A 24,642-nucleotide genomic window follows, 5' to 3' on the forward strand; every position below is an offset into this window, starting at 1 on the left:
TCTCTGTAAGGTAGTGAATTAATCCGAAATACAGAGGTATTTTCAGGCCCCCGCTTCGGAGGCCCCGCTCGAAGCCATAATTTCGTTCCAGCCGCGATTCTCGTTGCTGAGGATATCTTCCACATTGCTGACAAACAAGGCGTAGGCTTCCCGGTTGCCGGCATAGGCCCGTGTACGGGTTTGATAGAGTATTTTTTCACGGAGCAGCGCCTCGGCCGCGGTCCGGTAGCTCAGCCACTTCTCCTGGAATTTGTAGAGGGCGGCAATCCCGGTAGCCATTGCCGTCAATACCCCAAGGCAGGCCACAAGCAGGCCGTCAAACTGGCTGTTCCACTGGGAATATCCGGCCACCAGCGGGATCAGCGAACCCGAAACGATGATGATGCCGCTGAACAGCATGTGGTACTTCTTGTTGCGGGTGCTTTTTTTCCGGTACCAGTTCAGTTGGTCGTCCACCCGGTCACGCATAAATTGTTCCTCGTTCATTTCCATGGCAATGAGAGAATTACCCGTTACAAGTTACACCTTTTCATTTCACCCGGCATATAGCAGCCCCTTTTCCAATCCGCGGAGTTCCGCCAGGCCTTTCAGGCGTCCAGTAAGGGAATAGCCCGGATAGCTCTTGCTGCCGTGTTCCAGCTCGTGTAAAAAGCCGTGGTCGGGCCGCATTGGCAGGGAAAGCCCCCGCCGCGCCATCAGCCGGAGGAGCCGGGAGACCACTTCCTCCATCGGGACATGGCCGTCCAGGTGGTCGGATTCCCGGAAGGCACCGTCTGCCTCGTGGGCGACGTTTCTGAGGTGGAGAAAATGAATCCGCTCCCCAAAGGCGTCTACCATGGACGGCAGGTCGTTCGTTTTACCGGCGCCCAGGGAGCCCGTACAGAAACACAGGCCGTTGGCAACACTCGGTACGGCATCGAACAGCTTTTGGAGGTGATCATGCCCGGATACCACACGGGGGAGCCCCAGCAGCGGATAGGGCGGGTCGTCCGGGTGGACCGCCAGCACGGCGCCGCTGGCCTCGGCTACCGGCACCACGGCCTCCAGGAACTCAATAAGGTGCTTCCGCAACCGGGATTCCGGGATCCGGTCGTAGTCGGCCAGCAACGCCATCAATGCGGCCTCCGTAAAATGCTCGTCGCTCCCCGGGAGCCCCTGCAGAACCGACCGCCGGATGCGGTTGCGGCGCTCCTCGCCCAGCGAATCATCGAGTGCTGCCGCCCGTTTGCGAACGCCGGCATCGTAATCGGCATCGGCCCCGGGGCGCCCCAGGCTGTGGATATCGAACCAGGCAAAGGCCGCGCGGTCAAAACGGAGGGTACGGGTGCCGTCCGGGTTCGGGTGCTCCAGTTCAGTACGCACCCAATCCAGCACCGGCATAAAATTGTAGGTGATCACCCGGATGCCGCAGGCGGCCAGGTTCCGGATGCTTTGTTGGTAATTGGCGATATGGTCCAGGTAGTCGCCTTTTTGCTGTTTGATCGCTTCGGAAACCGGGAGGCTCTCAACGACCACCCATTCCATCCCGGCTTCCCGCACCACGCGTTGGCGCTCGCGGATGGCAGCGGTTTCCCAGACCTGGCCGGGCGGGATTTGATGGAGGGCAGTCACGATACCCGCTGCCCCGGCCTGTCGGATAGCGGTCAGGCTCACCCCGTCCTGCGGCCCGTACCACCGCATGCAGGGCATCATCCGATAGTCCTCAGGACCTCCTTTCAGCCCCTTGCTACTTTTTGACATGTGTTGTTTTCTTTAATGATACATCCAGACTCTGAATCCCGATTCATCGGGTTCAGAAACCGATACTGTTGCCTCCGTCCACAGGCAGGACCACCCCGGTAATAAAGCGGGCTTCCTCGGAAGCCAGGTAAAACACGGTATCGGCAATGTCCTCCGGCAACCCCATTTCCCCCATCGGGGTCCGGGCAAAAACCCGGTCTTTACGCGGGGGGTCGCTGTCCAGCGCCTTGGCTGTCATCGGGGTCTTGATAAATCCCGGGGCAACGCAATTCACGCGGATGCCCATAGGCGCCAGTTCCACGGCCATAGCCCGCGTCAACCCCTCGATAGCCGTTTTGCTGGCCGAGTACGCCACCACATACGGAAGGCCATATTGGGCAGCCATGGAGCTGATATTTACGATGTTGCCCTGCCCCTGTTCCTTCATCACCTTGCCGGCTTCCCGGCTGATGGAGAAAACGCTGTGCAGGTTGGTTTGCAGGATTTGGTTGAATTCGGCGTCACTGACCTCCAGCAGGGGTTTTTTCATATTGATCCCCGCGTTGTTCACCAGGACGTCGATCCGGCCTGCTGCCTCCTGCACCTGCCGGACGGCCCCGGGGATATCCTCCAGGCGCGACAGGTCCAAAACGAGTTCCCGGGCTTGCGGCCCGAGTTCCTTGCAGGTTTTACGCGTTTTCTCCGGGTTGCGTCCCAGGACATAGCAAATGTGCCCTGCCTGGCAAAACTTTTTGGCGGTGGCATACCCCAATCCGGAGGTTGCGCCGGTAACAATGACTATTTTCTGTTTCATATTGTAAAATCTGTTATCTATAAAATGGCCCCAGCATCAATCCCATTGCGGGCGAATCCCGGGGGCATAAGGGAATTTCAGGTTTTTGTAATAGTTCAACGGATGTGCCGGAGGTTCCATCCCCTCCGGGAACTCCCTGCCGGAAAACGTCTGGAAGTACAACATACAGGCATCCTTCCACCACCGCGCTTCCTGCAACTGGATCCCCAGCCGCATCTCCACATCCCGGTAGGCCGCATCGGGTAGCAGGCCCTTCAGCCCCTGCCAGTCCGACAGCATCCCGGACACCGTGTCGATGCCTTCCTGGTATTTCAACCCGAGGCCCTCCCAGAGGGTATGTCCGTCACGCAATTTATAGTCCCAGGGAAGGTGGTGGAACCACAGCAGGAATTCCTCCGGACAGGTAGCCGGGTCCCCGTATCGCTCCGCGAGTTCCGGGGCGTACTGGGCCACTGCATTGCTCCCTGTGGAAGTCCGGTCGAACCCGATACCCAGCGAATCCGCCTGGTGGTAGTATACGGGGTTCCATTCCGGGCGGGAATGCTCGTCCACCCAGGGCCCCGGGCCGTAATGGTGGCTCGAGTCGAATATGTGATGAAGCCCCAGGGGCGTCATATAATTCACGACGGCCTCCCGGGAGCGCATCATCAGGGCCTGTACCCGGCTTACAACCACCGGGTTATTCCCGAAAGTTGCCCGGATCCATTCCTCGGCAATGTCTCCGCTGTCCAGGTTGGGGTCCCAGGCCAGCCTCCCGAAGCCGTACCAATCGGCCTGCCCGAAAGGGTGGCCCGTCCAGTTGATATCCGTCCCGATATTGGCTACCCCGGCCATCCCGCTCAACGGCTTGTCGTGCAGGCTGCCGTCCACTACCCGGGCCACCGTAGACCCCGGGCCCTCCCTGTACGTATCCGTTTGAAGGACTTCCTCGAACAGCCTGGGGAGGTAAACCAGGTGGGTGGCAAAGCCCAGGTATTCCTTGGTGATCTGGAATTCCGCAAGCATCGGGGTTTCCGGCATCGCCCCGAACAACGGGTGGACGGGCTCCCTGGGCTGGAAGTCGATCGGGCCGTTTTTTACCTGCAGCAAAACGTTTTCGCGAAATTTTCCATCCTCGGGCGCAAACTCCGTATACGCCTGCTTTGCCCGGTCGTCCGGGTCTTCTTCCGAATAGACAAAGGCCCGCCAGATCACATTCCCCCCGTATGGAGCCAGGGCGTCCGCCAACATGTTGGCACCTTCCCGGTGGGAGCGACCGTAATTCTGCGGCCCCGGCTGGCCCTCCGAATTCGCTTTGACCAGGAACCCCCCGAAATCCGGGATTTCGGCGTACAATTCTCCCGCTTTGGCCGCCCACCAGGCAATCACCCGGGGGTCGAGCGGGTCGGCAGTTTCGAGACCGCCAATCTCCATGGGGGCCGAAAACCGCGCTGTCAGATAAAGCCGGATCCCGTATGGGCGAAAGATATCGGCCAGGGCTTTGGCTTTTCGGATATACGGTGCCGTAAGTACGAGCGCATTCGAATTCACATTGGTCACCGCCGTGGCGTTGATCCCCACAGAGGCATTCGCCCGGGCGTAATCCGCATACCTGGGGTCCCGCAGCTCCGGGAGCGTATGCCAGTTGAAGATGGAGAAACCCGCATACCCCCGTTCCACTGTCCGGTCCAGGTTGTCCCAATGATTGAGCATCCGCAGTTTCGTCTTCGGCGCGTCCAGCAGGTCTATGCCATCCAGGGGCTGGTGGGTTTGCACCAGCCGGAGGAGCCGGTAGGCCCCATAGAGCAAACCGGCGTCATCTGCGGAGGTTAGCACAAGGTGCTTTTTCTCCCCGGCCCGGACTTGCCGGATCAGGAAACCTTCCGCAGGGATTTCAGGGCGATCCATTATTTCCCGGATAAAGCGGGGCAGCCTGTCCCAGGTGGCAACCAGCAGCAGGCCCGCCTCTGCGGATTTCATTCCCGCAGGCGCTGGCAATGATTCCAGGGGCCGTTCGAGCATGCTGCCGAGGCCTTCCGTCAATTCGCGGTAAACTATTTGCCCGGTAGCTCCCACGGGCTCCATATACATTCCTGTGATGGCTTCCCGATAGGCATCCTTCAGGCGGGCATCGTCCAGCGGCTCGAAATTCAGCCAGAGATCATACCCCCAGGGGATTGGATTCGGCGACGCCACAACGGCCCGGTTCGGTTCCGGCAAACACCTGGCGGTATCGGCCAGGTGCGGTTCCCGCGAATCGCTGGCCCCGGGCTTTGGGAGGACCTGGCCTGAAAACAGGAAAAAAAGGATCAGGAGGGTAAATACCGGAGGTGCCGGTCGGATGCTGGTAAACTTCATAATGGGTTGGGCTGTCAAATTCCGAAATTTAAGGAATTTTTGCTGCAATTATCCCGGAGTCTGCCAGGGGGGATTTATCCACCCAAAACAGGGTCGGCCCCTATTGAAAATTTTGCCCGCGGATTTGGGGAATTCAGATTATATACGGATTTTAACGGGCCCAAAAGCCAAATCGGGGATTCCCCCGGGAAAATAATCAAACACGCCCTGCACAAACAATGTACTGGATTGGATATGATATCGGGAGTTCTTCCGTAAAAGCTGCCCTGGTTTCCGACGCCGATGGTTCCGAAGTGGCCCGGGTCCAGTATCCCAAAAAGGAAATGCCCATTGACTCCCCCCAGCCCGGATGGGGCGAACAGGACCCGGACCTCTGGTGGGAGCAGGTGCGCCTCGCCACAGCAGAACTCCTGAAAATGCCCGGTATCGACCCCAAAGCAATCCGGGGCATCGGAATCTCCTACCAGATGCACGGTCTGGTGGTAGTAGATGCATCCCTGCGTCCGTTGCGCCCTTCGATCATCTGGTGCGACAGCCGCGCGGTGGGGGCCGGGGAAAAACTCCTGGACCTGGCAGGCGAGGAAGCCTGCAGGGAACGCCTGCTGAACGGCCCGGGGAATTTCACCCTGTCCAAACTGGTCTGGGTACGGGACAACCAACCCGACGTATTCAGTCAAATCCATAAAATCATGTTGCCTGGGGATTACATCGCCCTGCGATTCTCCGGGAACGCGACCACTACGGCATCGGGCCTGTCCGAAGGCATTATGTGGGACTTCCGGGACGACCAGCCGGCCGGATGGCTCCTGGAAAAAGCAGGGATTAGCCCGGATTTGCTGCCCGAGATCGTCCCAACTTTCGGCGTCCAGGCGACACTTAGCGAAGCCGGTGCCCGGGAAACCGGGCTGCCCGAGGGGATCCCCATCCTGTACCGGGCCGGGGACCAACCCAACAACGCCCTCTCCCTGGATGTTATGCAGCCCGGGGATGTAGCAGCCACCGGAGGCACGTCCGGGGTAGTCTACGCCGTGACAGATGCCACCCGGACCCGGGAGATGAACCGGGTCAACAATTTTGCCCATGTAAACCACACCCGGAAGGCCCCCCGAATCGGCAAACTCCTCTGTATCAACGGCACGGGCATCCAGTACAGCTGGATGCAGCAGCAAGTATCCCCAAATGCCAGCTACCCGGAGATGAACCAACTGGCCTCCGAAATTCCCGTTGGCTGCCAGGGCCTGCGCATTTACCCGTTCGGCAACGGCGCCGAGCGCATGCTGGGCAATGCCCGGGTGGGGGCGCGGATCCAGGGCCTGAATTTTAACACGCACACCCGGAGCCACCTGTACCGGGCCGCCCTGGAAGGCATTGCCTTCTCGTTTGTCTACGGTATGGAAATTATGGCCGCAGACGGGGTGGGCCTGGGCAGGATAAAAGCCGGGAACGACAACCTGTTCCGGGCCCGGACATTTGCTGAGACCATCGCGACGCTTACGGGCGCCACCATCCAAATGGTGGCCACTACCGGGGCAGTGGGGGCTGCGCGGGCTGCTGCAGTGGCCGCCGGGGCATTCGGCTCCATGTCCGAAGCCACGGCTACCGACAAGGTACAACTGGAATACGCCCCATTGGCTGGCACGGAGCCGTACCGGGAAGCTTATGCCGACTGGAAAAACGAACTGAATAACATCCTAAAACAACACAAACCATGATTACCACCGGAGACAAAGAATACTTCAAAAATATCGGGAAGATCCCATTCGAAGGCAAGGAGTCCGACAATCCCCTGGCCTTTAAATACTACGACGAAAACCAAAAAGTCGGCGACAAGACCATGAAGGAACACTTCCGGTTTGCGGTTTGCTACTGGCATACGTTCACCGGGCTCGGGGCCGATCCATTCGGGGCGCCCACCCAACAATTCCCATGGCTCGAAAATTCAGACCCCGTGCAGCAGGCCAAGGACAAAATGGACGCGGCCTTTGAGTTTATCACCAAGATTGGCGCGCCCTATTACTGTTTTCACGACTACGACCTGATCGCCGAGGGGCCCACCCTGGCCGAATCGGAACGTCGCCTGGACATCATCACGGACTACGCCCGGGAAAAGATGGACGCCTCCGGGGTAAAGTTGCTCTGGGGCACTGCCAATTGCTTCGGCAACCCGCGGTACATGAACGGGGCCGCCACGAACCCGGATTTCAAAGTACTGGCCGCAGCCGGGGCCCAGGTTAAAAACGCCCTGGACGCCACCATCAAACTGGATGGGGAAAATTACGTGTTCTGGGGGGGACGCGAAGGCTATATGTCCCTGCTCAATACGGACATGAAACGGGAACAGGACCACATGGCCAGGTTCCTGCATATGGCCCGCGACTATGCCCGGAAGCAGGGCTTTAAAGGGGTCTTCTTTATCGAGCCGAAGCCCATGGAGCCCACCAAACACCAGTACGATTTTGACTCAGCCACCGTCCTGGCCTTTTTGAGCAAGTACGACCTGCTGGACGACTTTAAGCTGAATATCGAAGTGAACCACGCCACCCTGGCGCAGCACACCTTTGAGCACGAATTGCAGGTGGCAGCGGACAACGGCCTGCTGGGCAGTATCGATGCCAATCGGGGCGATTACCAGAACGGCTGGGACACCGACCAGTTCCCGGTAGATGTGTACGAACTTACCCAGGCGATGCTCGTGATCCTCGAAGCCGGGGGCTTCCAGGGAGGAGGCGTGAATTTCGACGCCAAGATCCGCAGGAATTCCACAGACCTGGAAGACATCTTCTATGCCCACATCGGCGGGATGGATGCGTTTGCAAGGGCGCTGCTGGCCGCGCATGCGGTGCGGACCCAATCGGACTTCCTGAAAATGCGGAAGGATCGCTACGCGTCCTTTGACAGCGGGAAGGGTGCCGAATTCGAAGCGGGCAAACTGTCGCTGGAGGATCTCCACAAATTTGCAGGAGCGAACCAGGAGATCCCGCGGACGAGCGGCCGGCAGGAACTCTACGAAAACATTATCAACCAATTTATCTGAAAATCCCAGGGAAAGGGCTGCACCGGAGGTTTGGAGCCAATCAGTTTCCGGGCCTCAGGGCATGACATTCTCGGGGATTGCGCTGCGCAGTTTCCGCAGGGCCACCTGCCAAATACGCGGAAGAAGTGAAAGGGCCACGAGGGTCAACCCGGCAGTGGCCAGCACCCAGGTATGCGCCAGGGTTTCGGAAAAATTGAACAGCAACAGGATCATACCGCTTGAGAACGGCAGGGAACACGCCAGCAGGTTCACGGCAAAACCGTTGTCGAAAGTAGGCTGGGTGCGGGTTTCCGCCTTTTCCCGTTCCGACACCAGGTGCATGTGCGCATAGGGCCAGAAACTGCAGGAGCTTTGCGGAAAAACAATGACGAGCAATGCCAGGGCCGGGGTAAGGGCCGGCAACAGCAGCAACATCAATGACGAGAACAACAGGGCCAACCCGGATCGCCAACTCAGCAGTAAGGCGATCGTGCGCAGATCAGATAAACTCACGCGTACTGCCATCCCGATAAACAGCAACACCAGGGCTACCATCATCACACTGAAACGATTTATGGCAGCGGCTATAAAACCGGGCAGGCTTTCCAGATTCAGCCCTGCGATCAACAAAATAATGGCGGTGCCAATTACGAGGTTGATAGGTTCTCGCACCAATGAGAGGAAAAGTCCCCTCAACTTTTTTGCAACCGGGGCCTTCCGGTCGGTGGGACGTCCCCCCTGGTGGTACCAGTGCATGGCCAGCAGGTAGAGGAGGATCAGCCCGAAAAATTTGTTGCCCACATCCGCCAGGGCCGCCAGGGCAAGGCTCGATTCATCCATGTAGGCCATAATAAACGGGTAACAGGACAACCCGGGCGCCAAAGAGGGCAGCATCAGGGCCAGCGTCCGCCGCTGAGGAGCCCCGTGTCGGGGGGCAAATAGCGGGAGTGCGTACCGCACTGCCAGGAACATCGCCAGGTTAAAGGCCAGTGCCAGGCCCGGCAGGAGGAGCAGGCCGGGTTTGAGTTCCACTTTTAGTAGCGCCAGGAAGATGGTTGCCGGCAGGGCCACATTCAGGATGATCAGTTTGATGCCTTCCAATTGCTGCCGCCCGGCCAGGCGTTTCTGCAGCAACAGGCCGATGCCCACAATCAGCAGCAATTCCAAGGTCCGTTGTAGGGCTGGATCCATATCAGGCGGTTGCGTTGGGGCTATTAAACAAGGGTCTTCCGGACAGCATCCAGGAACAGGTCCATTTCTGCACGCGTACCCATACTCACCCGGCACCAATTCTGGTCCATAAACCGGAATGCCCGCACCCCTACATCCAATGCAGTCATCCTGCTGAGGAATTCACGCCCTTCCATCTCGATAGGGAAAATCATAAAACTCGTGTAGGAAGGAACCGGTTGGTGGCCGAGTTCCTGCAAGGTCTCGAATACATGTTTGCGCACCGAGGAATTCAGGGAGCGGCATTCGGCCAGGAATGCCTCGTCCGACATGCTGGCTGCGGCCGCGGCTATGGACGGGCCGGATATCCCCATCCCGCCTCGGGTAATCGCATTGATCCGTTCCAGGGTTTCGGGCAGGGCCACGGCATATCCCACCCGCAGGCCGGCCATCCCGTGGATTTTTGAAAAGGTGCGGGCTACGATCACATTCTTGCCCTTTGCCACCAGGGAAACCATGGATTGCCGTGCTTCCGGCTCCAAAAAGCCCAGGTAGGCCTCGTCGACAAAAACGGGAACCTGATCAGCGACCCGGTCGCAGAACTTGAGCAAAGCATCGGCCGGCGTGAGGGTTCCCGTAGGATTGTTCGGGTTACAGATATATACCAGGCGGGTCTGCTCGTCTATGGCTGCCTCCATGGCGTCCAGATCGTGCGACCAGTCGGTTTTCAACGGGACGGGCTTCCAGTCCGCCCCGCAGGCTTTGGCCACCTGGATCAGGGACATATAGGAAGGGTCGGCGGAGACCACGTTGCCGCCGTCCCGGAAGAAGACCATGGCGGTTTTCTCCAACAGGTCCGAAGACCCAGGGCCTGTAATGATATTTTCGGGTGTTACCCCTTCGAGTTCCGCAATGGAGTCAATCAGGCCCATGAGATCCCGCCAGGCGTAGCGGTTGCCGTTGGCCGCGGCAGCACCGAGTGCCTCCCGGGCTTTGGCCGACGGGCCGTAGGGGTTTTCGTTGGCATTCAACTTGGCTGCCAGGGCAGTTGGGCGAGGCGCTTTGGGCAGGTATTCCCGGAAGAACGGACTGTAAAGGGCTTCCCCGGCCGGGTTTATCTGCAGTGGGGCGCGGGGCGTTTCACAGAGACCGGAGACCGGGATCATCCCGATCCCACCGGCCGTAAGAACAGTGGTGCGCATCCAGTCCCGGCGGTTGAAGGTACGTGGTTTCATGAGGTTGTGATTAGCGGTTTTGACAGGGTTTTGGTTCGTGCTGATAGGTTAAGTTCCATAAAAATCCGGGGGCCGGCGAAAATTCCTTTCATTTTTACGGGGTTCGGGAAGCGGGCTGCCCGAATTTGTCAAACTGGTAATTTTAGGGGGGTAAAATTCCGCGGTTGGGAATTTGGGCCATCGCCGTTCAGGAGCCTTTGGCCCGGGGCCTCCCCGGTTCGCTTTCCGGCTGGCTTTCCGGTTGGCTTTTCCCTTCGCTTTTTGCCAACGCGTCCTCTTGCTGCCGGAGCGAGAGGCGTTTGGCAGCCGTCTTCATATCTGCATAGCGGGGGTCCGGTATGTAACCCTGCTTCTCCATCCGGAGCACCTCGAGGCTCAGGAACCCGAATTCACTCACCACCTTGCCATAGGAGCGGTAGATGCCCCGGCCCCGGAAGCGGTACCTGGCCGCCACCGGCGGGAACAGCACCGTGTCGAACACCTCCCCGTACAGGTCTATAAAAGTGGCAAAGTGCATGCGCTTCCCGTTGTGGGTCTTTGTGTTCTTGACCGTCACCAAATACCCGTAGATGTCGATATACCGCCCCATGTATTCCGGGAAATGCCTGCAGCCGTTCCGGTTGGCCGGCGGCTCCTCCAGCAGGTCAAAGGGGCTGCAGAGACAGAAGCCCAGCAATTCCATCTGGGTAAAGGCGGTTTCCAGTTCCGTGCCGTGCAGGCTGGGGATGCGGAACTTTGTCTGCTGGGGCGGAAACAGGCGCGGGTGGTCCGCAACGCCTCCCCTGGAAAGCAGCAGGTGCGCCTTCCATAGCAACCGGTGCTTCTCGGCCCCTGTACTGCGGAAGGCGTCGATACGGACCAGGATGCTGAGTTGCTCGATGGAAATAGGGACCCGGTCCAGGAAATCTTCCAGGTCCGAAAATGCCCCCCCGAGCTGCCGCTGCCTGACAATCCGGTCCATGACCCGGCCCTCCAGTTCCCGCAGGTACATGAGCCCCAGGTAAATGTCGGCCCCTTCGATCCGGTTGGCCACCCCGGAGCGGTTGATACAGGGCGGGTGGACCCGGGCCCCGAGCATCCGCGCCTCGTGTACATAGCATTCCGGCCGGTAGAAGCCACCCCCGTTGTTGAGTACCGCCACCAGGTACTCCAGGGGGAAATACGCCCGCAAGAACAAACTCTGGTAACTCTCCACCGCATAGGAGGCCGAATGCCCCTTGGCAAAGGCATAGCCGGCAAAACTGGCCACCTGCTCCCAGATTTCCGAGATCAGGGATTCGGCGTACCCCTTCCTGCGGCAATTGGCTACAAACGCCGCTTTGACGCGCTCAAACTCCTCGCGCGAGCGGAATTTCCCGCTCATGCCCCGGCGGAGCACATCGGCCTCGCCCAGGCTGAGCCCGGCAAAGTAGTGGGCCACCTTGATCACGTCCTCCTGGTAGACCATCACCCCGTAGGTGTCCGGCATGATGTCCAGCAAAACCGGGTGGGCCTGTTTCACCCGCTCCGGATCCCGGTGGCGCAGGATGTATTCCCGCATCATCCCGCTTTTGGAAACCCCGGGCCGGATGATGGAACTCGCCGCCACCAGCCCCAGGTAGTTGTCCACCTCCAGCTTTTTGAGCAACATGCGCATGGCCGGGGACTCCACGTAAAAGCACCCCATGCACTGGGCAGACCGGATCAGCTCATTGACCGCGGGGTCTTCCTTGATTTTGCGGATATCGTGGATATCCACCCCCCGGGTTGCCTCCGGCTGGTTCTGCCGTGCAATCTCCAGGGCTTCCTTAATCTTGGCCAGGCCGCGCTGGGCCAGGATGTCGAATTTGTAGAGGCCCGCATCTTCGGCAATGACCATGTCGAACTGGGTGGTGGCAAAGCCCTTGGGCGGCAGGTGGGTGGCGGAAAACCAGTGGATCGGCTTCCCTGCGATCAGGATGCCCCCTGCGTGGACGCTCAGGTAATTGGGCATCCCCCGGATCAGCTGTCCGTAGCGAAGCACGAGCCGGGCCACCCCGTCCAGGCGGGAAGACTCGTACGACCCGTCGCAGAGCTGATCGATCTCCGCCTTGGGCAGCCCGAATACCTTCCCGAGTTCACGGATAATCCCCCGTTCCCGGAAAGTCACGTACGTCCCCAGCAGGGCCACGTGCTGAAAGCGGTCAAAGATATACCGGGTAATCGCTTCCCGGTCCCTCCAGGAAAAGTCGATATCGAAATCCGGGGGGTTTGTGCGGAACAGGTTGATGAACCGTTCAAAATACAGGTCCAGCTCAATGGGGTCCACATCCGTGATGCGCAGCAGGTAGGCGACGATGCTGTTGGCCCCGCTCCCCCGCCCCACGTAGAAAAACCCCCGGCGGCGGGCTTCGCTGACAATGTCCCAGTTGATCAGGAAATAGGAGACAAACCCCTTGGCCCGGATCAGTTCGAGCTCCTTGGCCAGCCGCTTTCGGATCTGCGGGCCGGGGGCGCTGTACCGGTAAGGCATGCCCTCCTCGCAGAGCCGCTCCAGCAACGCCTCGTCCTCCTCCCGGCTGCCCGTGTAGGTGTCCAGGTTCTGGGGCTGGCGGTTTTCCGAGAAATCGAAGTGGATGCTGCAGCCTTCCATCAGCGCCCGGGTATTCTCCAGGATAAAGGCGTACTCGGCAAATACCTCGGCCAGGTTGGGCAACGCATACATACAGTCTTCCGGATGGGCCTGTTCGGACTCCGGCAGCTTGCTCAGCAGCGCGTTGTTGTCGATGGCCCGGAGCAGCCGGTGCGCGTTAAAATCCCGTTTGTTGCGGAAGGTGACGGGTTGCAGCACCACCAGCCGGTCCCGGCGTTCGACCAGGTGGGAGAAAGGCAGCCTTCTTAAGTCCCGCACCGAGATGCCGATGTATTCGTGGGGTGCAAAATCCCCGAGTTCTGCCAGCAGCACCCGCTCAAAGGGGTAGATAACCACCGCGTCCGAAAAGGCCGGCGCCCGCTCCGGGAGCGGGTGTTTTCCGTGCAGGTGGTCCGAGAGGAAGGCATTGAGTTCCATGTAGCCCCGGTTGTTCTTCGCCAACCCGACAAAGCAGGATTCCACCCCGTTCCGAAAATCGATGCCCAGCAGGGGCCGCACCCCGAACTCCGGTGCCCGACGCACAAAATTCAACCCCGCCGAGGTGTTGTTTATATCCGTCAGCGCCAGGCAGGACACCCCGTTTTCCCGGGCGAGTTCCAGCAGGTCCACCTCGGAAAAGGTGCCGTAGCGGAGGCTGTAGTATGTATGGCAGTTCAAATACATGTTTCAAATTCCAAATCACGGGCTGGCTCCCGAATCCCCATCTTCAAATCTTCAAATCGGCAAATCTTCAAATCAACTACTGTTTCCGATGCGCCAGCACCGTCGGCGGCTGCCCGTTAAACGGGTTCTGCATCCGGCCGATGGTCCGGGCCCCCATCCCCGAGGCCCGCAGGACGCTCTTGTCCCCGAAGCGCTCCCGGATGCGGTCCATGGCCGCGTACAAATTCAGGGCTTCCTGGGTGTCGTCGAACAGGTCGATCTGGTAATTCCCCGGCACCAGGTGGCTGAAACGGACCCCGATCAGGCGCACCAAAAGCCGCCGGTCGTAGAGCCTTTCGAAAAGGTCCATCACCCGGGGAATCAGGATGTGGTCTGCAGAGGTATACGGGATGCGCAGCTGCCGGGAATACGTGTTGAAGTCCGAATACCGCAGCTTGACCGTGACGCAGGCGGTGAGCTTGCCGCCCCGCCGGAGCTGGAAGGCCAGGTTCTCGGTCATGGCGGTGAGGATACCGCGCAGGCGCACCACGTCGATGGTGTCCCGGTCGAAGGTGCGCTCGGTGGAAATCGACTTCCGCTCGCAGAAGGGGATGACCGGGCGGTTGTCGATACCGTTGGCGCGCTTCCAGATGACCGTGCCATTGGCGCCCAGCACCCGCTGCACCACATCGAGGGGCATTTCCTGCAGGGTCCGGACCTGCCGCAGCCCGAGGTTGCGGAGCGTCTGGTAGGTCTTGTCCCCCACCATCGGGATCTTCTTGATGGACAGGGGGGCCAGGAAAGGCTTCTCGTACCCGAAATCGATCTTGAGCTGGTTGTTGGGCTTCGCCTCCCCCGTGGCCACCTTGGACACTACCTTGTTCACCGAAAGCCCGAAGGAAATGGGCAGGCCGGATTCCCGGATGATGCGCTCCCGGAGTTCAGAGGCGTAGCGGTAGCAGCCAAAAAACCGGTCCATGCCGGACAGGTCCGCGTAGAACTCGTCGATACTCGACTTTTCGAACAGGGGCACCTGTTCCCTGATGATGTCCGTGACCTCGTCCGAGTGTTTGCTGTAGGTACCCGCATTGCCCCGGATGATCACCGCTTCCGGGCAGAGTTCCCGGGCCATCCGCATGGGCATGCCCGAATGCACCCCGTACCCCCGGGTCTCGTAGCTGCAGGCCGCCACCACGCCCCGGTCGCTGAGCCCGCCCACCAGGATCGGCTTGTTTTTCAGGCGGCTGTCCAGCTTGCGTTCCACCGAGACAAAAAAGGTGTCCAGGTCCAGGTGTAGGATAGTTTTTTGCATAGCGTTTCTCAAAAAAAGAGGGAAGCTAATTTATGGATATTTTCCGTTTTTATGGAATTATTCCAATTTATAAATTGTTAAAAATGCCGGGGCGTTGCAGGGCGGGGGGTTAGGTTCGTTAAAGGGCAGGTAGGTAGGTGGGTCAGGGTTCCAATGAATCAAGTTGCGCACCCCCATACTTCGGGATGATCGCAGACAAAAAAAAACGGGGCAATGCCCCGTTTCAAAATCACCTCCAAAAGATCACTTCCGGGAGAGGGTCACTAGGGAGAAAGCTCCCACAGCCATCACCAGGTCGCGGACGGCCACATCCACAAAGCTCCACGTGAGGAGAAGGGAAAGGGCAATAAGCACAAGCCAGGCGGCGACCACGATCCCCCCGATCATCGGACGGAGCAGGACCAGAGCGCCTGCCGCGATCTCCACAATCCCCACCACAGACATGAAAACACCGGCCTCCACCGGGATCAGGTCCAATAAACCGGCAGACACATATTGGGACCAGTCCGTCAGGATATTGGTAAACTTATCCAGTCCGGCCACAATGGGCACCAGGCCAAAAGTATACTGCAATACGCGCTTTACGAGATAAACACTTTCCAGAGTCATAATAAGGGTTTTAGAATTATCACCCTTTGGATGAAACTTAAGGGAATCGGTTACATAAGTGCGAGTATTTCAACTGGGGCATCGGAAATTTTTCGGAGGTACGACCAGTTGTTACCGATTCTCCCCATATCCCTGCCGCTCCATTTCGTCAAAGGCTATCGCCGCATGGGCACTGGCGGCCCCCGCGCTCATTTCGGCGGCAATCCAAATCGCCTCAGAGATTTCCTTCGCCGATGCTCCTGCCTTCAGGGCCTGGGCGGTATGGGCCCGGATACAATACGGGCAGCGGGTGGCATGGCCCACGGCCAGGGCGATCAACTGCTTGGTCCGAACGTCCAGGGCCCCGGGTTTAAAAACCGTTTGGCTAAAGGTGCGCCACGCATCGCTGGTTTCCGGGGTCAGGGCGGCCTGTTTGTTGAACAGCCCCCGGGTAGACCCCGGGAACAGGTTGTCGGATGTGGTACTCATAGCGCACGGGATTCATTGCGCATCCAGGTGAGCACGCCTTCCACCACCCGGTCGCAACGGGCATTCCCGAACTCAAAGACAGTTCTGGTGTCCGTGGCCTTGAAGAGGTATTCCTTCATCATGTTGCGCGCCCGGTGGAGGCGCACCTTGACGTTGCTGTTGCTCAAATCCAGGCTCTTGGAAATCTCCTTGATCTCCAACCCTTCGACTTCCTTAAGCATATACACGATTTTGTATTTCCGGGGCAAGGCGTCAATGGCGTGTTCAATATAGGCCAGGGATTCCCTGTGCATGGTGATACGTTCTGGGTTCATAATGGATTTATCGGGTATTTGGGGTGCCTCCGCATCTTGGTTAATCTCCACGGTGAGCATTTGTTTGCCCTTTCGGATTCGCATCAGGGCTTCGTTGATCCCTATGCGGATGAGCCAGGTCGAAAACTGGGATTCGTTGTTGAACTGCCGCAATTTGCGATACGCCTTGATGTAGGCTTCCTGCATACAGTCTTCTATGTCCTCCTCCCGAGAAAGGTAGCTTCGTATTGTCCTGTACATCAACTCGTTATGTCTTCGCATCAGGACCTCAAAGAGTTCTTTGTCCCCGCCGAGCACAGCTTCGATGATCCACGGGTCGGGCCGGGAGGCTATGTCGCCGGCCTTTTTTTCTTTTGGTGTGGTTTGTATATCCATGAAGGTGTTGTTTCCCATTAGATGCTCCAAAAATCCCCAGGTTACAAATTTGTAACCCGTCGTTCCCTTCTACATCCAATTTACGAATTCGGAAGAAGACTTCCGGTAAAACTATGATTCAGATGAACTACCACGTACAGATCAAATCCATCTCGCGTCTTACCCATGACACACTCTGCCTCCGCCTTTCCAAACCCCACGGATACCGCTATGGGATTGGCCAGGCCATAGAGGTGGCCATCGACAACCCCGGATATGAACAGCAGTTCAGGCCCTTTACCCTGACCAGCCTCCCCTTCGACCCCTACCTGGAGTTGATCGTCAAGGTATACCCCGACCATGGCGGGTTTACCCAGGCGCTGTCCCGTTTAGGGGAGAATGGTCCCCTGATCATCACCGCGGCCTGGGACTCCTACGACTACCGGGGCGAAGGGGTGTTTATTGCAGCCGGTTCCGGAATTACCCCATTTATCCCCATGATCCGCCAACTCTCCCTTTCCGGGCGTATCCCGGGCCACACCCTGCTTTACGCCAACAAGACTGAAGCGGATATCATCCACAAGCAAGCCCTAAATAAAGCCCTGGGCTCCCGGTTCATCAACATCCTGAGCCGTGAATATCATTCCAAGCTCGATTACGGGCGCCTAGACCAGGCCTACCTCAAGGACAAGGTATCGGACTTCTCCGAACATTTCTACATCTGCGGCCCGGAAGCCTTTTCCGGGGCCATCAAGGGATACCTGATCAACCAGGGTGCGGCCGAGGCGCAAATCCAAATAGGATATTGATATGAAGCAAGACGCTCAACCAGGTGCCCGTACCCAAGAATCCCAACGCAATGGGGAGGCCGACCCTGTAAGTCCCGGCGCCGTGGGGGCGCCCGGCATACCCGATCGGTCCAGGGGCGAAAAGATAGACACTATAGCGCATCATTTTGGGAAGATCATGCAGGCCCTGGGGATGGATCTCTCGGATACCAGCCTGGCCGATACCCCCATGCGCGTAGCGCGAATGTATGTGAACGAGACCTTCCGGGGCCTTTCCGCGAAGAATTTCCCCAGAATCTCCTTCTTTGAAAAAGCCCCCGGCACCCCCGAGATGATCGTGGTGAACGACATTACGCTCTATTCCTACTGCGAGCATCACTTTGTCCCCTTTTTTGGCAAAGTCCACGTGGCCTATATCCCGGGTGACCGCTTGCTGGGGCTCTCCAAGGTGAACCGCGTGGTGGATTACCTGAGCAGGAAACCCCATTTGCAGGAACGCCTCACCCGTGAAATTGCAGACACCCTTTCCGAACTGCTGCAAACCCGACACGTGGCGGTTTTTGTGGAAGCCCAGCATCTCTGCGTGGCCTCCCGGGGCGTCCGAGACGCCAAAAGCATAACGCGCACCGGCTGCTATCTGGGTCAGTTCCAGAATACGCATACCCGTGCCGAATTCATGGCTTCCCTAAAAATGCAGGGCAGTTTGTAACCTGTCCCGGTTTATAGCATCCAAAAGGAAAGCTCTAATAAATACATACCATGAAAAAACTAGTAATCATTTGTTGCCTGGGGTTGTTTGCATCGGCAACCCTGCTGGGGCAGGACAAAACCAACCTCAGTGATGCAGAAATCGCCTCGGTGGCGGTGGTCGCCAACCAAATCGACATTGAATTTGCCGAAATGGCCATAAAAAAAAGCCGGAACGCGGAAATCCTTGATTTTGCGAAACGAATGGTCCAGGACCATCAGGCAGTCATCGGACAAGCTTCCGCCCTGGTTTCAAAATTAGGGGTACAACCCCAGGATAACCCAATCAGCCAATCCATGCTGGCCGATGCCCGATTGACCCAGAAGGAACTGCGCAAAGCGCCTCGCAAGGCATTCGACGCCCGGTACATCGCCAACGAAGTGGCCTATCACAAAGCGGTGATCGAAGCCATTCGCGACGTGCTTGTCCCCAATACCGAAAATGGGGAACTCAAGGAGTTGCTCCAAACGGTCCTACCGGCCCTAGAGGCTCATTTGGGCCATGCCGAAATGGTTCAGAAGAAATTGGGCAAATAATGAAAATAGTTTACGGATTACTATTTCCCCTGGGCTTCTGGGCAACCCTGATCACCGGAAGCGACCGTGAGGCAATCCCCGATGCGAGGCTCCCCAAAAGGCACACGGTGGAGATATTCAGAATGAAATTCAACCCGGCCGAACTGCACGTCAATCCAGGGGATACTGTTGTATGGGTCAACAAGGATTTTGTCCCCCACGACGTCACCGAAGAGAAAACCCGGGCCTGGACTTCCCATCCCTTCGGGCAAAATGAATCCTGGAGTCGGGTAATCACCGAGGATGTAGATTACTTCTGCAACCTTCACAAAGTGATGAAAGGCACCATAGTGGTAGAGTAGGGTTCCTTAGCCCCGACAGTGTATAACAAACGCGTATTCAACAACGTCGATAAATAGTCAAATCAACTTAAGTATGAAAAAAAAATATATCGCAGCAGCAGGCAGCTTATTGCTGGCTGCCGGGCTTCTTACCCGGTGTACCAAAACTGAAACCATTACGGAAACCATCACGGAAACCGTAACAGACACCATAATCCAAACCGAAATTGACACCCTGTTCCTGGACCCCTCCCTAGTGGCCGAAGGCAAGGAAATCTTCCGGCACGACACCTTTGGGGATGAGGCGTTCTGGAGTGGAGTTCTCCACTTGGACAAGGCGATCCTCGGGGAGGCCAACGGGGGCTACGGCGACGGTGTAAGCCCGGCTACCGCCCTGGTTGTGGGGCTCAAGGTAGATGCCGAAGCACTGCCCTCCGAGGTGGTCTCGGCCATCCAGGCCGGGCAGGTAGACCTCGAGGACCCGGCTACTACGGTGGAACTCCTCCGCCTGAATTCCGTAGTGGGCGTGAAGGGGAATTTCGATGACAACGGTGATTTGTCCTCAATCGGAATTACGTGTGCACTGTGCCACTCTACTGTAGACGATTCCTTTGCCGACGGGATCGGCAAGCGGCTGGACGGGTACCCGAACAGGGATCTCAATGTGGGGGTGATCGTATCCCTTACGGATAACGCCCAATTCCTGGCCGACCTCCTGCATGTGGACGAGGCCACGGTGCGCACTGTACTTACCGGATGGGGGCCCGGGAAATTCAACGCCGGGCTCATGGCAGACGGGATTGCCACCAAACCCGACGGGTCCATCGCGGCGAACTTGCTTCCCGCGGCCTACGGACTACAGGGGGTACACCTGGCCACCTATACCGGGTGGGGGGACGTAACCTACTGGAATGCCTTTGTGGCCAACCTTGAAATGCACGGGCAGGGTAACTTTACAGATGCACGGCTCAATGATCCGATCCAGTTCCCCATCGCGGCCGAAAACAATTTTGGAAACGTGACGAATTCCCCAGACCTCATTACCGGGAAACTGCCGGCACTGCAGGCCTACCAACTCTCGCTAAAAGCGCCTATCCCCCCCGTGGGAAGCTTTGACGCGGCTGCGGCCGAGCGTGGGAAGGTGGTCTTTGAAGGCGTGGCCCAGTGCGCCACTTGCCACATTGCCCCCATCTTTACCGATGCGGGCCAGAACCTCCATACGGCCGAGGAAATTGGCATCGACGATTTTGAGGCCAAAAGGTCCCCCACCGGGAAATACCGGACCACTCCCCTCCGGGGATTGTGGGCCCGGACCCAGGGAGGGTTTTACCACGACGGGCGCTTTGCCACTCTGGCGGAAGTGATCGATCACTACGATTCGCACTTTCAGCTGAACCTGTCAACCGCAGACAAGAACGACCTCAGCGAATATCTGATGTCCCTATAGCATGGTTTGGTGGTTTAAGTTGGTTGGTTTGTTGTTTGCCCCAGACCCGTTCGTCCTCTACGACGGGTCTGGGATTTATTGCTGCCGAAATCCGAGGGAAGGAGCCCGGCGGGACGTCTGGGATGTTACCTGGACAGGAGCCAGGCACTCTCCGGCCAGGGATCCCGATCTAGAACACGACAGTTATTGCAATCAAAACCATAGCTCATGAAAAATTCAAAAATCATCTTTACCACCCTGTTTGCCTTTGGGGTGTATTTTGGCCTGGACGACCTGTATTTCGGCACCGTTCGAAATGGGATAGACCAGGTGGTCAACCAACGGGGCACCAGCCACAACCTGGCTTACCTCCTCTCCGGAATTCCCCTGTACCTGGGCCTGTTAATCATGCACCGGCCCCAGGATTTTTTCAAGGTTTTGGGATTAAGCGGCCCGTTAGGCCGCGCGGTGCGCTTTGCTTTTTTATGCACCCTGCCCATGGTGTTGGGGTATGCGATCCTGTTTTCGCCCTCCCGGGAGGTCACCTTGAACGGCTTGTTGATTTCAGGTCTTGCAGCTGCCTTTTTTGAGGAAGTCTTTTACCGCGGGTTCCTCTTTGGACAACTCTACCGGTATACCCGCCTGGGCTTCATCCCAGCGGTGGCCCTGGGGGCGCTCCTGTTTGCCGCTATTCACCTGTACCAGAGCCAGGACCTCTGGATTTCGCTGGGGGTCTTTGCTACCACCTTCCTCGGGGCCGTGGTATTTGCCTGGACCTATGCGGAGTGGGATCACAACATCTGGGTTCCAGTCATGCTGCACCTGTTTATGAACCTGGCCTGGATGCTATTTGCGGTCAGTGACAATGCCCTCGGTGGCGTCTATGCCAATGTCTTTCGCATCGTTACGATCGGTGCCATTATTGGCCTGACCCTGTTCTATAAGCGACGACGCAACATCCCGCTGGAAGTGACCCGGCACACCCTCTGGCTCAAGCCCGGCCAACCCGTTGGATATACGCCATGAATCGAGTGCGCCCCACGCATTTTACTTCCCGGATCCTGGCTTACCTGGGCAGTACCCGGCTCATGGCCCTGCTCTTTCTAGCCCTGGGTGTCGCCATGGGATGGGCCACCTTTATCGAAAACGACCTGGGCACCCCGGCGGCCCAGGCCCTGGTTTACCGGGCCTGGTGGTTTGAGGGCCTGATGTTGCTCTTCGTGGTCAACTTCCTGCTAAACATCCGCAAATACGGCCTGGAAAAGCGGCGCAAATGGCCCGTACTCCTGGTACACGCCAGTCTTGTGATCATTATCCTAGGGGCCTTTGTAACCCGGTACTTTGGGTATACGGGGCTAATGACCATCCGGGAGGGGGAAGTGTCCAATACGGTATACTCGGATGAGGCCTACCTGAGGGTTGCCATGGAGGAACCCAGGGGGTCGACACCTACCCGTCGCATCATCGAGCGCCCCGTACTACTATCCGGGGCCACCCCCTGGCACAATCGCTTTGAGTTGCACACCGAGTTCAACGGTAGCCCCATCCAGGTGTCGTATCGAGACTTTATTCCTGATGCACGCTACCGGTTTAGGGAGCAAACCGGGGGGGCATTGTATCTCCGTATTGTGGAGACGCACCGGGATGAGCGGCATGAACACTATCTCAGGGAGGGGGTGAAAACAAACTTCCACGGACACCTCTTTACACTGAATGCACCACAACCCGGAGCGTTTAATTTCACCTACATCTCGGACACCTTGTATTTAAGCCCATTCCGGGCCGGCTCCCATACCGACATGGTTTCCCGGGAATCCACCCCCCTGCCCCGCAGGGTAAATGAAAGGGCCAGACGGGGGCTTTATCGCTTTGGCGACCTGCAGTTTGCCCTGTCCGCCCCCCCCAGGGCGGGCATACTCCTGTTGGAACCCGCAAGGGCTGAACAGCGGGGGGAATCCCCGGATGCCCTCCTGCTGCAAATCCGGGCGGGGGATTCCGTTCGGGACACCGTGGTCCTGGGCCAGGCCAGGGCCGCCGGGGAACCGGTGCACCTCAACATAGACGGGAAGGATTTTGAACTGAGCTACGGCAGCAAGCTGCACAGTCTTCCATTTGCCCTGGAACTCCTGGACTTCGACGCCCAAAAGTACCCTGGCACACAAACCGGGTATTCCGGGTTTAAAAGCCGGGTTCTGGTCCGGGACCCCGACCGGACCTTTGAGGCGGACATCTTTATGAACCATGTCCTGGATCACGGGGGGTTTCGGTTTTACCAGGCCTCCTTCCATGCGGACGAAAAAGGGACCATCCTATCGGTAAACCACGATGCCGCCGGGACCTTGATCACCTATACGGGATACTTCCTGTTGTACCTGGGTCTCCTTGGCGTGCTCTTTAGCAGGCATACCCGCTTTGCCCGGGTGGTCCGGCAATTGAACGCCCATGCCGCCTCCCGGGCAGGGGTGCTGGGCCTGACACTCACCCTGAGCGGCGCCCTGGGGGCGCAACAGTCCCCGGACCCTACGCACCCGGAGATCCAGGCCCGCCTGGATTCCATTGTGGACTACTATGCCCCACCTCCTGACCACACCTCCCGGTTTGCCGGGTTGGTCGTGCAGGATCCTGACGGCAGAATGAAACCCATGGACAGCTATGCTTCGGAGATCCTGCGCAAACTCAGCAAACGGGAGGTGTACCGCAACCTGACGGCAGACCAGGTGGTACATTCCATGCTGCAACTGCCCGAAATCTGGTTCAACGTCCCCCTGATCTACCTGGGCAAGGATAGCCGGCCCCTGCGTAATTTGCTTGGGATATCCGTACCGCTGGACCGCGTGCCCCTGGTGGCCTTTTTTCGGGGGGATGGGGGATATAAGATCGAGGCCGAAGTAAAAACGGCGCACCGGGCCCGCATCCCCAGCCAGTTCCAAAAGGACCTCATTGCCGTTGACGGCCGGGTGCATCTGTTGCATGCGATCCTCTCTGGACGGGCCATGCGGCTGTTCCCCCTCCCCGGTCACGACATGAACCTGTGGATTTCAACCGCCGAACTTGGGGAAAAAGCCCAGACCCTTACCGCTCCGGATTCCACCTTCATCGCCCAGGCATTGCCCATCTACTTTGATGCCTGCAGCACGGCTGCCAGGACCGGCGACTACACCGAAGCAACTACCATTCTCAGGCACCTGGAACGCTTCCAGCGCCACCACGGAGCGGAGGTGATCCCAAACCCTCTGAAAATCAGGACAGAAATGCTGTACAATCGCCTGAACCTGTTCAAAAACCTGGTTCAGGCCTACCTCTTTGGGGGCCTGCTCTTGTTGGCACTGGCTATTCGAGGGATTTTCCGGGCGTCGCGACCCCTCCGATTGGGAATTCGACTGCTCATGGCCGTCCTGTGGTTGTGCTATGCCATCCATACCGCGGGTTTGGGATTACGCTGGTACATCGCAGGACACGCCCCCTGGAGCGACGCCTATGAGACCATGATATACATTGCTTGGGCCACCATGCTGTTCGGGATCTACCTGGGCCGGAAATCGGCTCTTGCCATGGCCTCCACGGCCTTTGTGGTATCCGTGATCCTGATGGTTGCCCACTGGAACTGGCTCGATCCGGCAGTAGCAAACCTGCAACCCGTACTGAACTCCTATTGGCTGATGATCCACGTAGCCATTATCGTTGCCAGTTACGGGCCGTTCACCGTAGCCATGATTCTCTGCCTGTTGGTCCTGGCGGGTATGGTGTTTTTGAACCGACGCAACCGCACCTCCCTATCAGCGCCCCTGCGCCAGCTCCTGCTTTTAGCCGAACTGGCCATGACCATGGGCCTGGTGATGCTGACCATAGGAAATTTCCTGGGCGGGCAATGGGCCAACGAAAGTTGGGGCCGCTACTGGGCCTGGGACCCAAAAGAAACTTGGGCATTGGTTAGCATCCTGGTCTATGCCCTGATCATCCACATGCGCCTGGTCCCGGGGTTGCGAGGCCGGTGGGTCTTTGCCATGATGGGGGTTGTGGGGTATTCGGCCATCCTGATGACATATTTTGGGGTAAACTTCTACCTCTCCGGCCTGCATGCTTATGCTAGTGGGGAGCAATTGGTTACCCCCTCCGTGGTCTTTTATGCTATCGGGGTCGTTGGTATTCTTGGGGTGGTATCCTATGTAAAAGCACATCGACACCACGTATAACCTCTTGAAATGCCCCATCCGGGTCCGAATTCC

General features: G+C 58.1%; 20 protein-coding genes. 9 read left to right on the forward strand and 11 right to left on the reverse strand.

From position 1 onward, the window contains the following. Window positions 1-42 precede the first annotated feature (42 nt). Genes RB2501_RS01195 through RB2501_RS01210 form a run of 4 tightly spaced genes read right to left on the reverse strand, consistent with a single transcriptional unit; the run spans window position 43 to window position 4,870 of the window. The gene (locus RB2501_RS01195; RefSeq protein ID WP_012813826.1) at window positions 43-492 is read right to left on the reverse strand and encodes a DUF4231 domain-containing protein; all 450 of its coding nucleotides are present in this window, start codon (window positions 490-492) and stop codon (window positions 43-45) included. 42 nt (window positions 493-534) lie between these two features. Then, window positions 535-1,740, reverse strand: coding sequence for a mannonate dehydratase (uxuA, locus tag RB2501_RS01200; RefSeq protein ID WP_238528084.1), 1,206 nt, complete (start codon window positions 1,738-1,740; stop codon window positions 535-537). A 52-nt stretch (window positions 1,741-1,792) separates the two neighbouring features. Continuing rightward, window positions 1,793-2,533: an SDR family NAD(P)-dependent oxidoreductase gene (locus RB2501_RS01205; protein ID WP_012813828.1), complete on the reverse strand. Its 741-nt coding sequence runs from the start codon at window positions 2,531-2,533 to the stop codon at window positions 1,793-1,795. Between the two features lie 36 nt (window positions 2,534-2,569). Beyond that, window positions 2,570-4,870, reverse strand: coding sequence for an alpha-glucuronidase family glycosyl hydrolase (locus RB2501_RS01210; protein WP_012813829.1), 2,301 nt, complete (start codon window positions 4,868-4,870; stop codon window positions 2,570-2,572). A gap of 218 nt (window positions 4,871-5,088) precedes the next feature. On the opposite strand from RB2501_RS01210, the gene RB2501_RS01220 reads away from it, so the two are divergent. Together RB2501_RS01220 and xylA are read left to right on the forward strand one after the other, a co-directional pair. Then, window positions 5,089-6,582: a xylulokinase gene (locus RB2501_RS01220; RefSeq protein WP_012813830.1), complete on the forward strand. Its 1,494-nt coding sequence runs from the start codon at window positions 5,089-5,091 to the stop codon at window positions 6,580-6,582. Continuing rightward, the gene (xylA, locus tag RB2501_RS01225; protein ID WP_012813831.1) at window positions 6,579-7,904 is read left to right on the forward strand and encodes a xylose isomerase; all 1,326 of its coding nucleotides are present in this window, start codon (window positions 6,579-6,581) and stop codon (window positions 7,902-7,904) included. Before RB2501_RS01220 ends, xylA begins: the two co-directional genes overlap by 4 nt. A 54-nt stretch (window positions 7,905-7,958) precedes the next feature. Here xylA and RB2501_RS01230 read toward each other — a convergent pair whose 3' ends face one another. The 7 genes from RB2501_RS01230 to RB2501_RS01260 form a co-directional block, all read right to left on the reverse strand. Beyond that, the gene (locus RB2501_RS01230) at window positions 7,959-9,074 is read right to left on the reverse strand and encodes an AEC family transporter (RefSeq protein WP_012813832.1); all 1,116 of its coding nucleotides are present in this window, start codon (window positions 9,072-9,074) and stop codon (window positions 7,959-7,961) included. 23 nt (window positions 9,075-9,097) lie between these two features. Further along, entirely contained in the window at window positions 9,098-10,288 is a 1,191-nt protein-coding gene (locus RB2501_RS01235; protein WP_012813833.1) for a pyridoxal phosphate-dependent aminotransferase, read from the reverse strand. Between the two features lie 187 nt (window positions 10,289-10,475). Then, the gene (locus RB2501_RS01240; protein ID WP_012813834.1) at window positions 10,476-13,562 is read right to left on the reverse strand and encodes a DNA polymerase III subunit alpha; all 3,087 of its coding nucleotides are present in this window, start codon (window positions 13,560-13,562) and stop codon (window positions 10,476-10,478) included. Between the two features lie 76 nt (window positions 13,563-13,638). Next, window positions 13,639-14,853: a DNA polymerase IV gene (gene dinB / locus RB2501_RS01245; protein ID WP_012813835.1), complete on the reverse strand. Its 1,215-nt coding sequence runs from the start codon at window positions 14,851-14,853 to the stop codon at window positions 13,639-13,641. A 243-nt stretch (window positions 14,854-15,096) separates the two neighbouring features. Continuing rightward, window positions 15,097-15,462: a hypothetical protein gene (locus tag RB2501_RS01250; RefSeq protein WP_041326883.1), complete on the reverse strand. Its 366-nt coding sequence runs from the start codon at window positions 15,460-15,462 to the stop codon at window positions 15,097-15,099. Window positions 15,463-15,573: 111 nt separating this feature from the next. Next, window positions 15,574-15,930 carry a carboxymuconolactone decarboxylase family protein gene (locus RB2501_RS01255; RefSeq protein WP_012813837.1) on the reverse strand — a complete coding sequence of 119 codons (357 nt, stop codon included), beginning with the start codon at window positions 15,928-15,930 and terminating at the stop codon, window positions 15,574-15,576. After that, complete coding sequence (locus RB2501_RS01260; protein WP_041327378.1) at window positions 15,927-16,619, reverse strand: RNA polymerase sigma factor; 693 nt, start codon at window positions 16,617-16,619, stop codon at window positions 15,927-15,929. The genes RB2501_RS01255 and RB2501_RS01260 overlap by 4 nt, the downstream gene beginning before the upstream one ends. Window positions 16,620-16,741: 122 nt before the next feature. On the opposite strand from RB2501_RS01260, the gene RB2501_RS01265 reads away from it, so the two are divergent. The 7 genes from RB2501_RS01265 to ccsA all read left to right on the forward strand — a co-directional run bounded on the left by RB2501_RS01265 (window position 16,742) and on the right by ccsA (window position 24,609). After that, the gene (locus RB2501_RS01265; protein ID WP_041327379.1) at window positions 16,742-17,407 is read left to right on the forward strand and encodes an FAD-binding oxidoreductase; all 666 of its coding nucleotides are present in this window, start codon (window positions 16,742-16,744) and stop codon (window positions 17,405-17,407) included. A gap of 1 nt (window position 17,408) precedes the next feature. Continuing rightward, the gene (gene folE, locus RB2501_RS01270; RefSeq protein ID WP_083760664.1) at window positions 17,409-18,095 is read left to right on the forward strand and encodes a GTP cyclohydrolase I FolE; all 687 of its coding nucleotides are present in this window, start codon (window positions 17,409-17,411) and stop codon (window positions 18,093-18,095) included. A gap of 50 nt (window positions 18,096-18,145) precedes the next feature. Next, on the forward strand, window positions 18,146-18,670 hold the full coding sequence (locus tag RB2501_RS01275; protein ID WP_012813841.1) for a DUF4142 domain-containing protein: 525 nt from the start codon (window positions 18,146-18,148) through the stop codon (window positions 18,668-18,670). Further along, window positions 18,670-19,011 carry a plastocyanin/azurin family copper-binding protein gene (locus tag RB2501_RS01280; RefSeq protein ID WP_012813842.1) on the forward strand — a complete coding sequence of 114 codons (342 nt, stop codon included), beginning with the start codon at window positions 18,670-18,672 and terminating at the stop codon, window positions 19,009-19,011. The genes RB2501_RS01275 and RB2501_RS01280 overlap by 1 nt, the downstream gene beginning before the upstream one ends. Before the next feature lie 73 nt (window positions 19,012-19,084). Further along, window positions 19,085-20,437: a hypothetical protein gene (locus RB2501_RS01285; RefSeq protein WP_012813843.1), complete on the forward strand. Its 1,353-nt coding sequence runs from the start codon at window positions 19,085-19,087 to the stop codon at window positions 20,435-20,437. A 207-nt stretch (window positions 20,438-20,644) separates the two neighbouring features. Then, the gene (locus RB2501_RS01290) at window positions 20,645-21,442 is read left to right on the forward strand and encodes a CPBP family intramembrane glutamic endopeptidase (protein WP_012813844.1); all 798 of its coding nucleotides are present in this window, start codon (window positions 20,645-20,647) and stop codon (window positions 21,440-21,442) included. Continuing rightward, a complete protein-coding gene (gene ccsA, locus RB2501_RS01295; protein WP_012813845.1) occupies window positions 21,439-24,609 on the forward strand; it encodes a cytochrome c biogenesis protein in 3,171 nt (1,056 codons plus the stop codon). Before RB2501_RS01290 ends, ccsA begins: the two co-directional genes overlap by 4 nt. Window positions 24,610-24,642: the final 33 nt, after the last annotated feature.

This window comes from Robiginitalea biformata HTCC2501, assembly GCF_000024125.1.
In the GTDB taxonomy this organism is placed as follows: domain Bacteria; phylum Bacteroidota; class Bacteroidia; order Flavobacteriales; family Flavobacteriaceae; genus Robiginitalea; species Robiginitalea biformata.

Bases quoted from the DNA above. Each gene is read 5' to 3' on its own strand.
- RB2501_RS01195 (WP_012813826.1), bottom strand. From the start codon at position 492: ATGGAAATGAACGAGGAACAATTTATGCGTGACCGGGTGGACGACCAA.
- uxuA (WP_238528084.1), bottom strand. From the start codon at position 1,740: ATGTCAAAAAGTAGCAAGGGGCTGAAAGGAGGTCCTGAGGACTATCGG.
- RB2501_RS01205 (WP_012813828.1), bottom strand. From the start codon at position 2,533: ATGAAACAGAAAATAGTCATTGTTACCGGCGCAACCTCCGGATTGGGG.
- RB2501_RS01210 (WP_012813829.1), bottom strand. From the start codon at position 4,870: ATGAAGTTTACCAGCATCCGACCGGCACCTCCGGTATTTACCCTCCTG.
- RB2501_RS01220 (WP_012813830.1), top strand. From the start codon at position 5,089: ATGTACTGGATTGGATATGATATCGGGAGTTCTTCCGTAAAAGCTGCC.
- xylA (WP_012813831.1), top strand. From the start codon at position 6,579: ATGATTACCACCGGAGACAAAGAATACTTCAAAAATATCGGGAAGATC.
- RB2501_RS01230 (WP_012813832.1), bottom strand. From the start codon at position 9,074: ATGGATCCAGCCCTACAACGGACCTTGGAATTGCTGCTGATTGTGGGC.
- RB2501_RS01235 (WP_012813833.1), bottom strand. From the start codon at position 10,288: ATGAAACCACGTACCTTCAACCGCCGGGACTGGATGCGCACCACTGTT.
- RB2501_RS01240 (WP_012813834.1), bottom strand. From the start codon at position 13,562: ATGTATTTGAACTGCCATACATACTACAGCCTCCGCTACGGCACCTTT.
- dinB (WP_012813835.1), bottom strand. From the start codon at position 14,853: ATGCAAAAAACTATCCTACACCTGGACCTGGACACCTTTTTTGTCTCG.
- RB2501_RS01250 (WP_041326883.1), bottom strand. From the start codon at position 15,462: ATGACTCTGGAAAGTGTTTATCTCGTAAAGCGCGTATTGCAGTATACT.
- RB2501_RS01255 (WP_012813837.1), bottom strand. From the start codon at position 15,930: ATGAGTACCACATCCGACAACCTGTTCCCGGGGTCTACCCGGGGGCTG.
- RB2501_RS01260 (WP_041327378.1), bottom strand. From the start codon at position 16,619: ATGGATATACAAACCACACCAAAAGAAAAAAAGGCCGGCGACATAGCC.
- RB2501_RS01265 (WP_041327379.1), top strand. From the start codon at position 16,742: ATGAACTACCACGTACAGATCAAATCCATCTCGCGTCTTACCCATGAC.
- folE (WP_083760664.1), top strand. From the start codon at position 17,409: ATGAAGCAAGACGCTCAACCAGGTGCCCGTACCCAAGAATCCCAACGC.
- RB2501_RS01275 (WP_012813841.1), top strand. From the start codon at position 18,146: ATGAAAAAACTAGTAATCATTTGTTGCCTGGGGTTGTTTGCATCGGCA.
- RB2501_RS01280 (WP_012813842.1), top strand. From the start codon at position 18,670: ATGAAAATAGTTTACGGATTACTATTTCCCCTGGGCTTCTGGGCAACC.
- RB2501_RS01285 (WP_012813843.1), top strand. From the start codon at position 19,085: ATGAAAAAAAAATATATCGCAGCAGCAGGCAGCTTATTGCTGGCTGCC.
- RB2501_RS01290 (WP_012813844.1), top strand. From the start codon at position 20,645: ATGAAAAATTCAAAAATCATCTTTACCACCCTGTTTGCCTTTGGGGTG.
- ccsA (WP_012813845.1), top strand. From the start codon at position 21,439: ATGAATCGAGTGCGCCCCACGCATTTTACTTCCCGGATCCTGGCTTAC.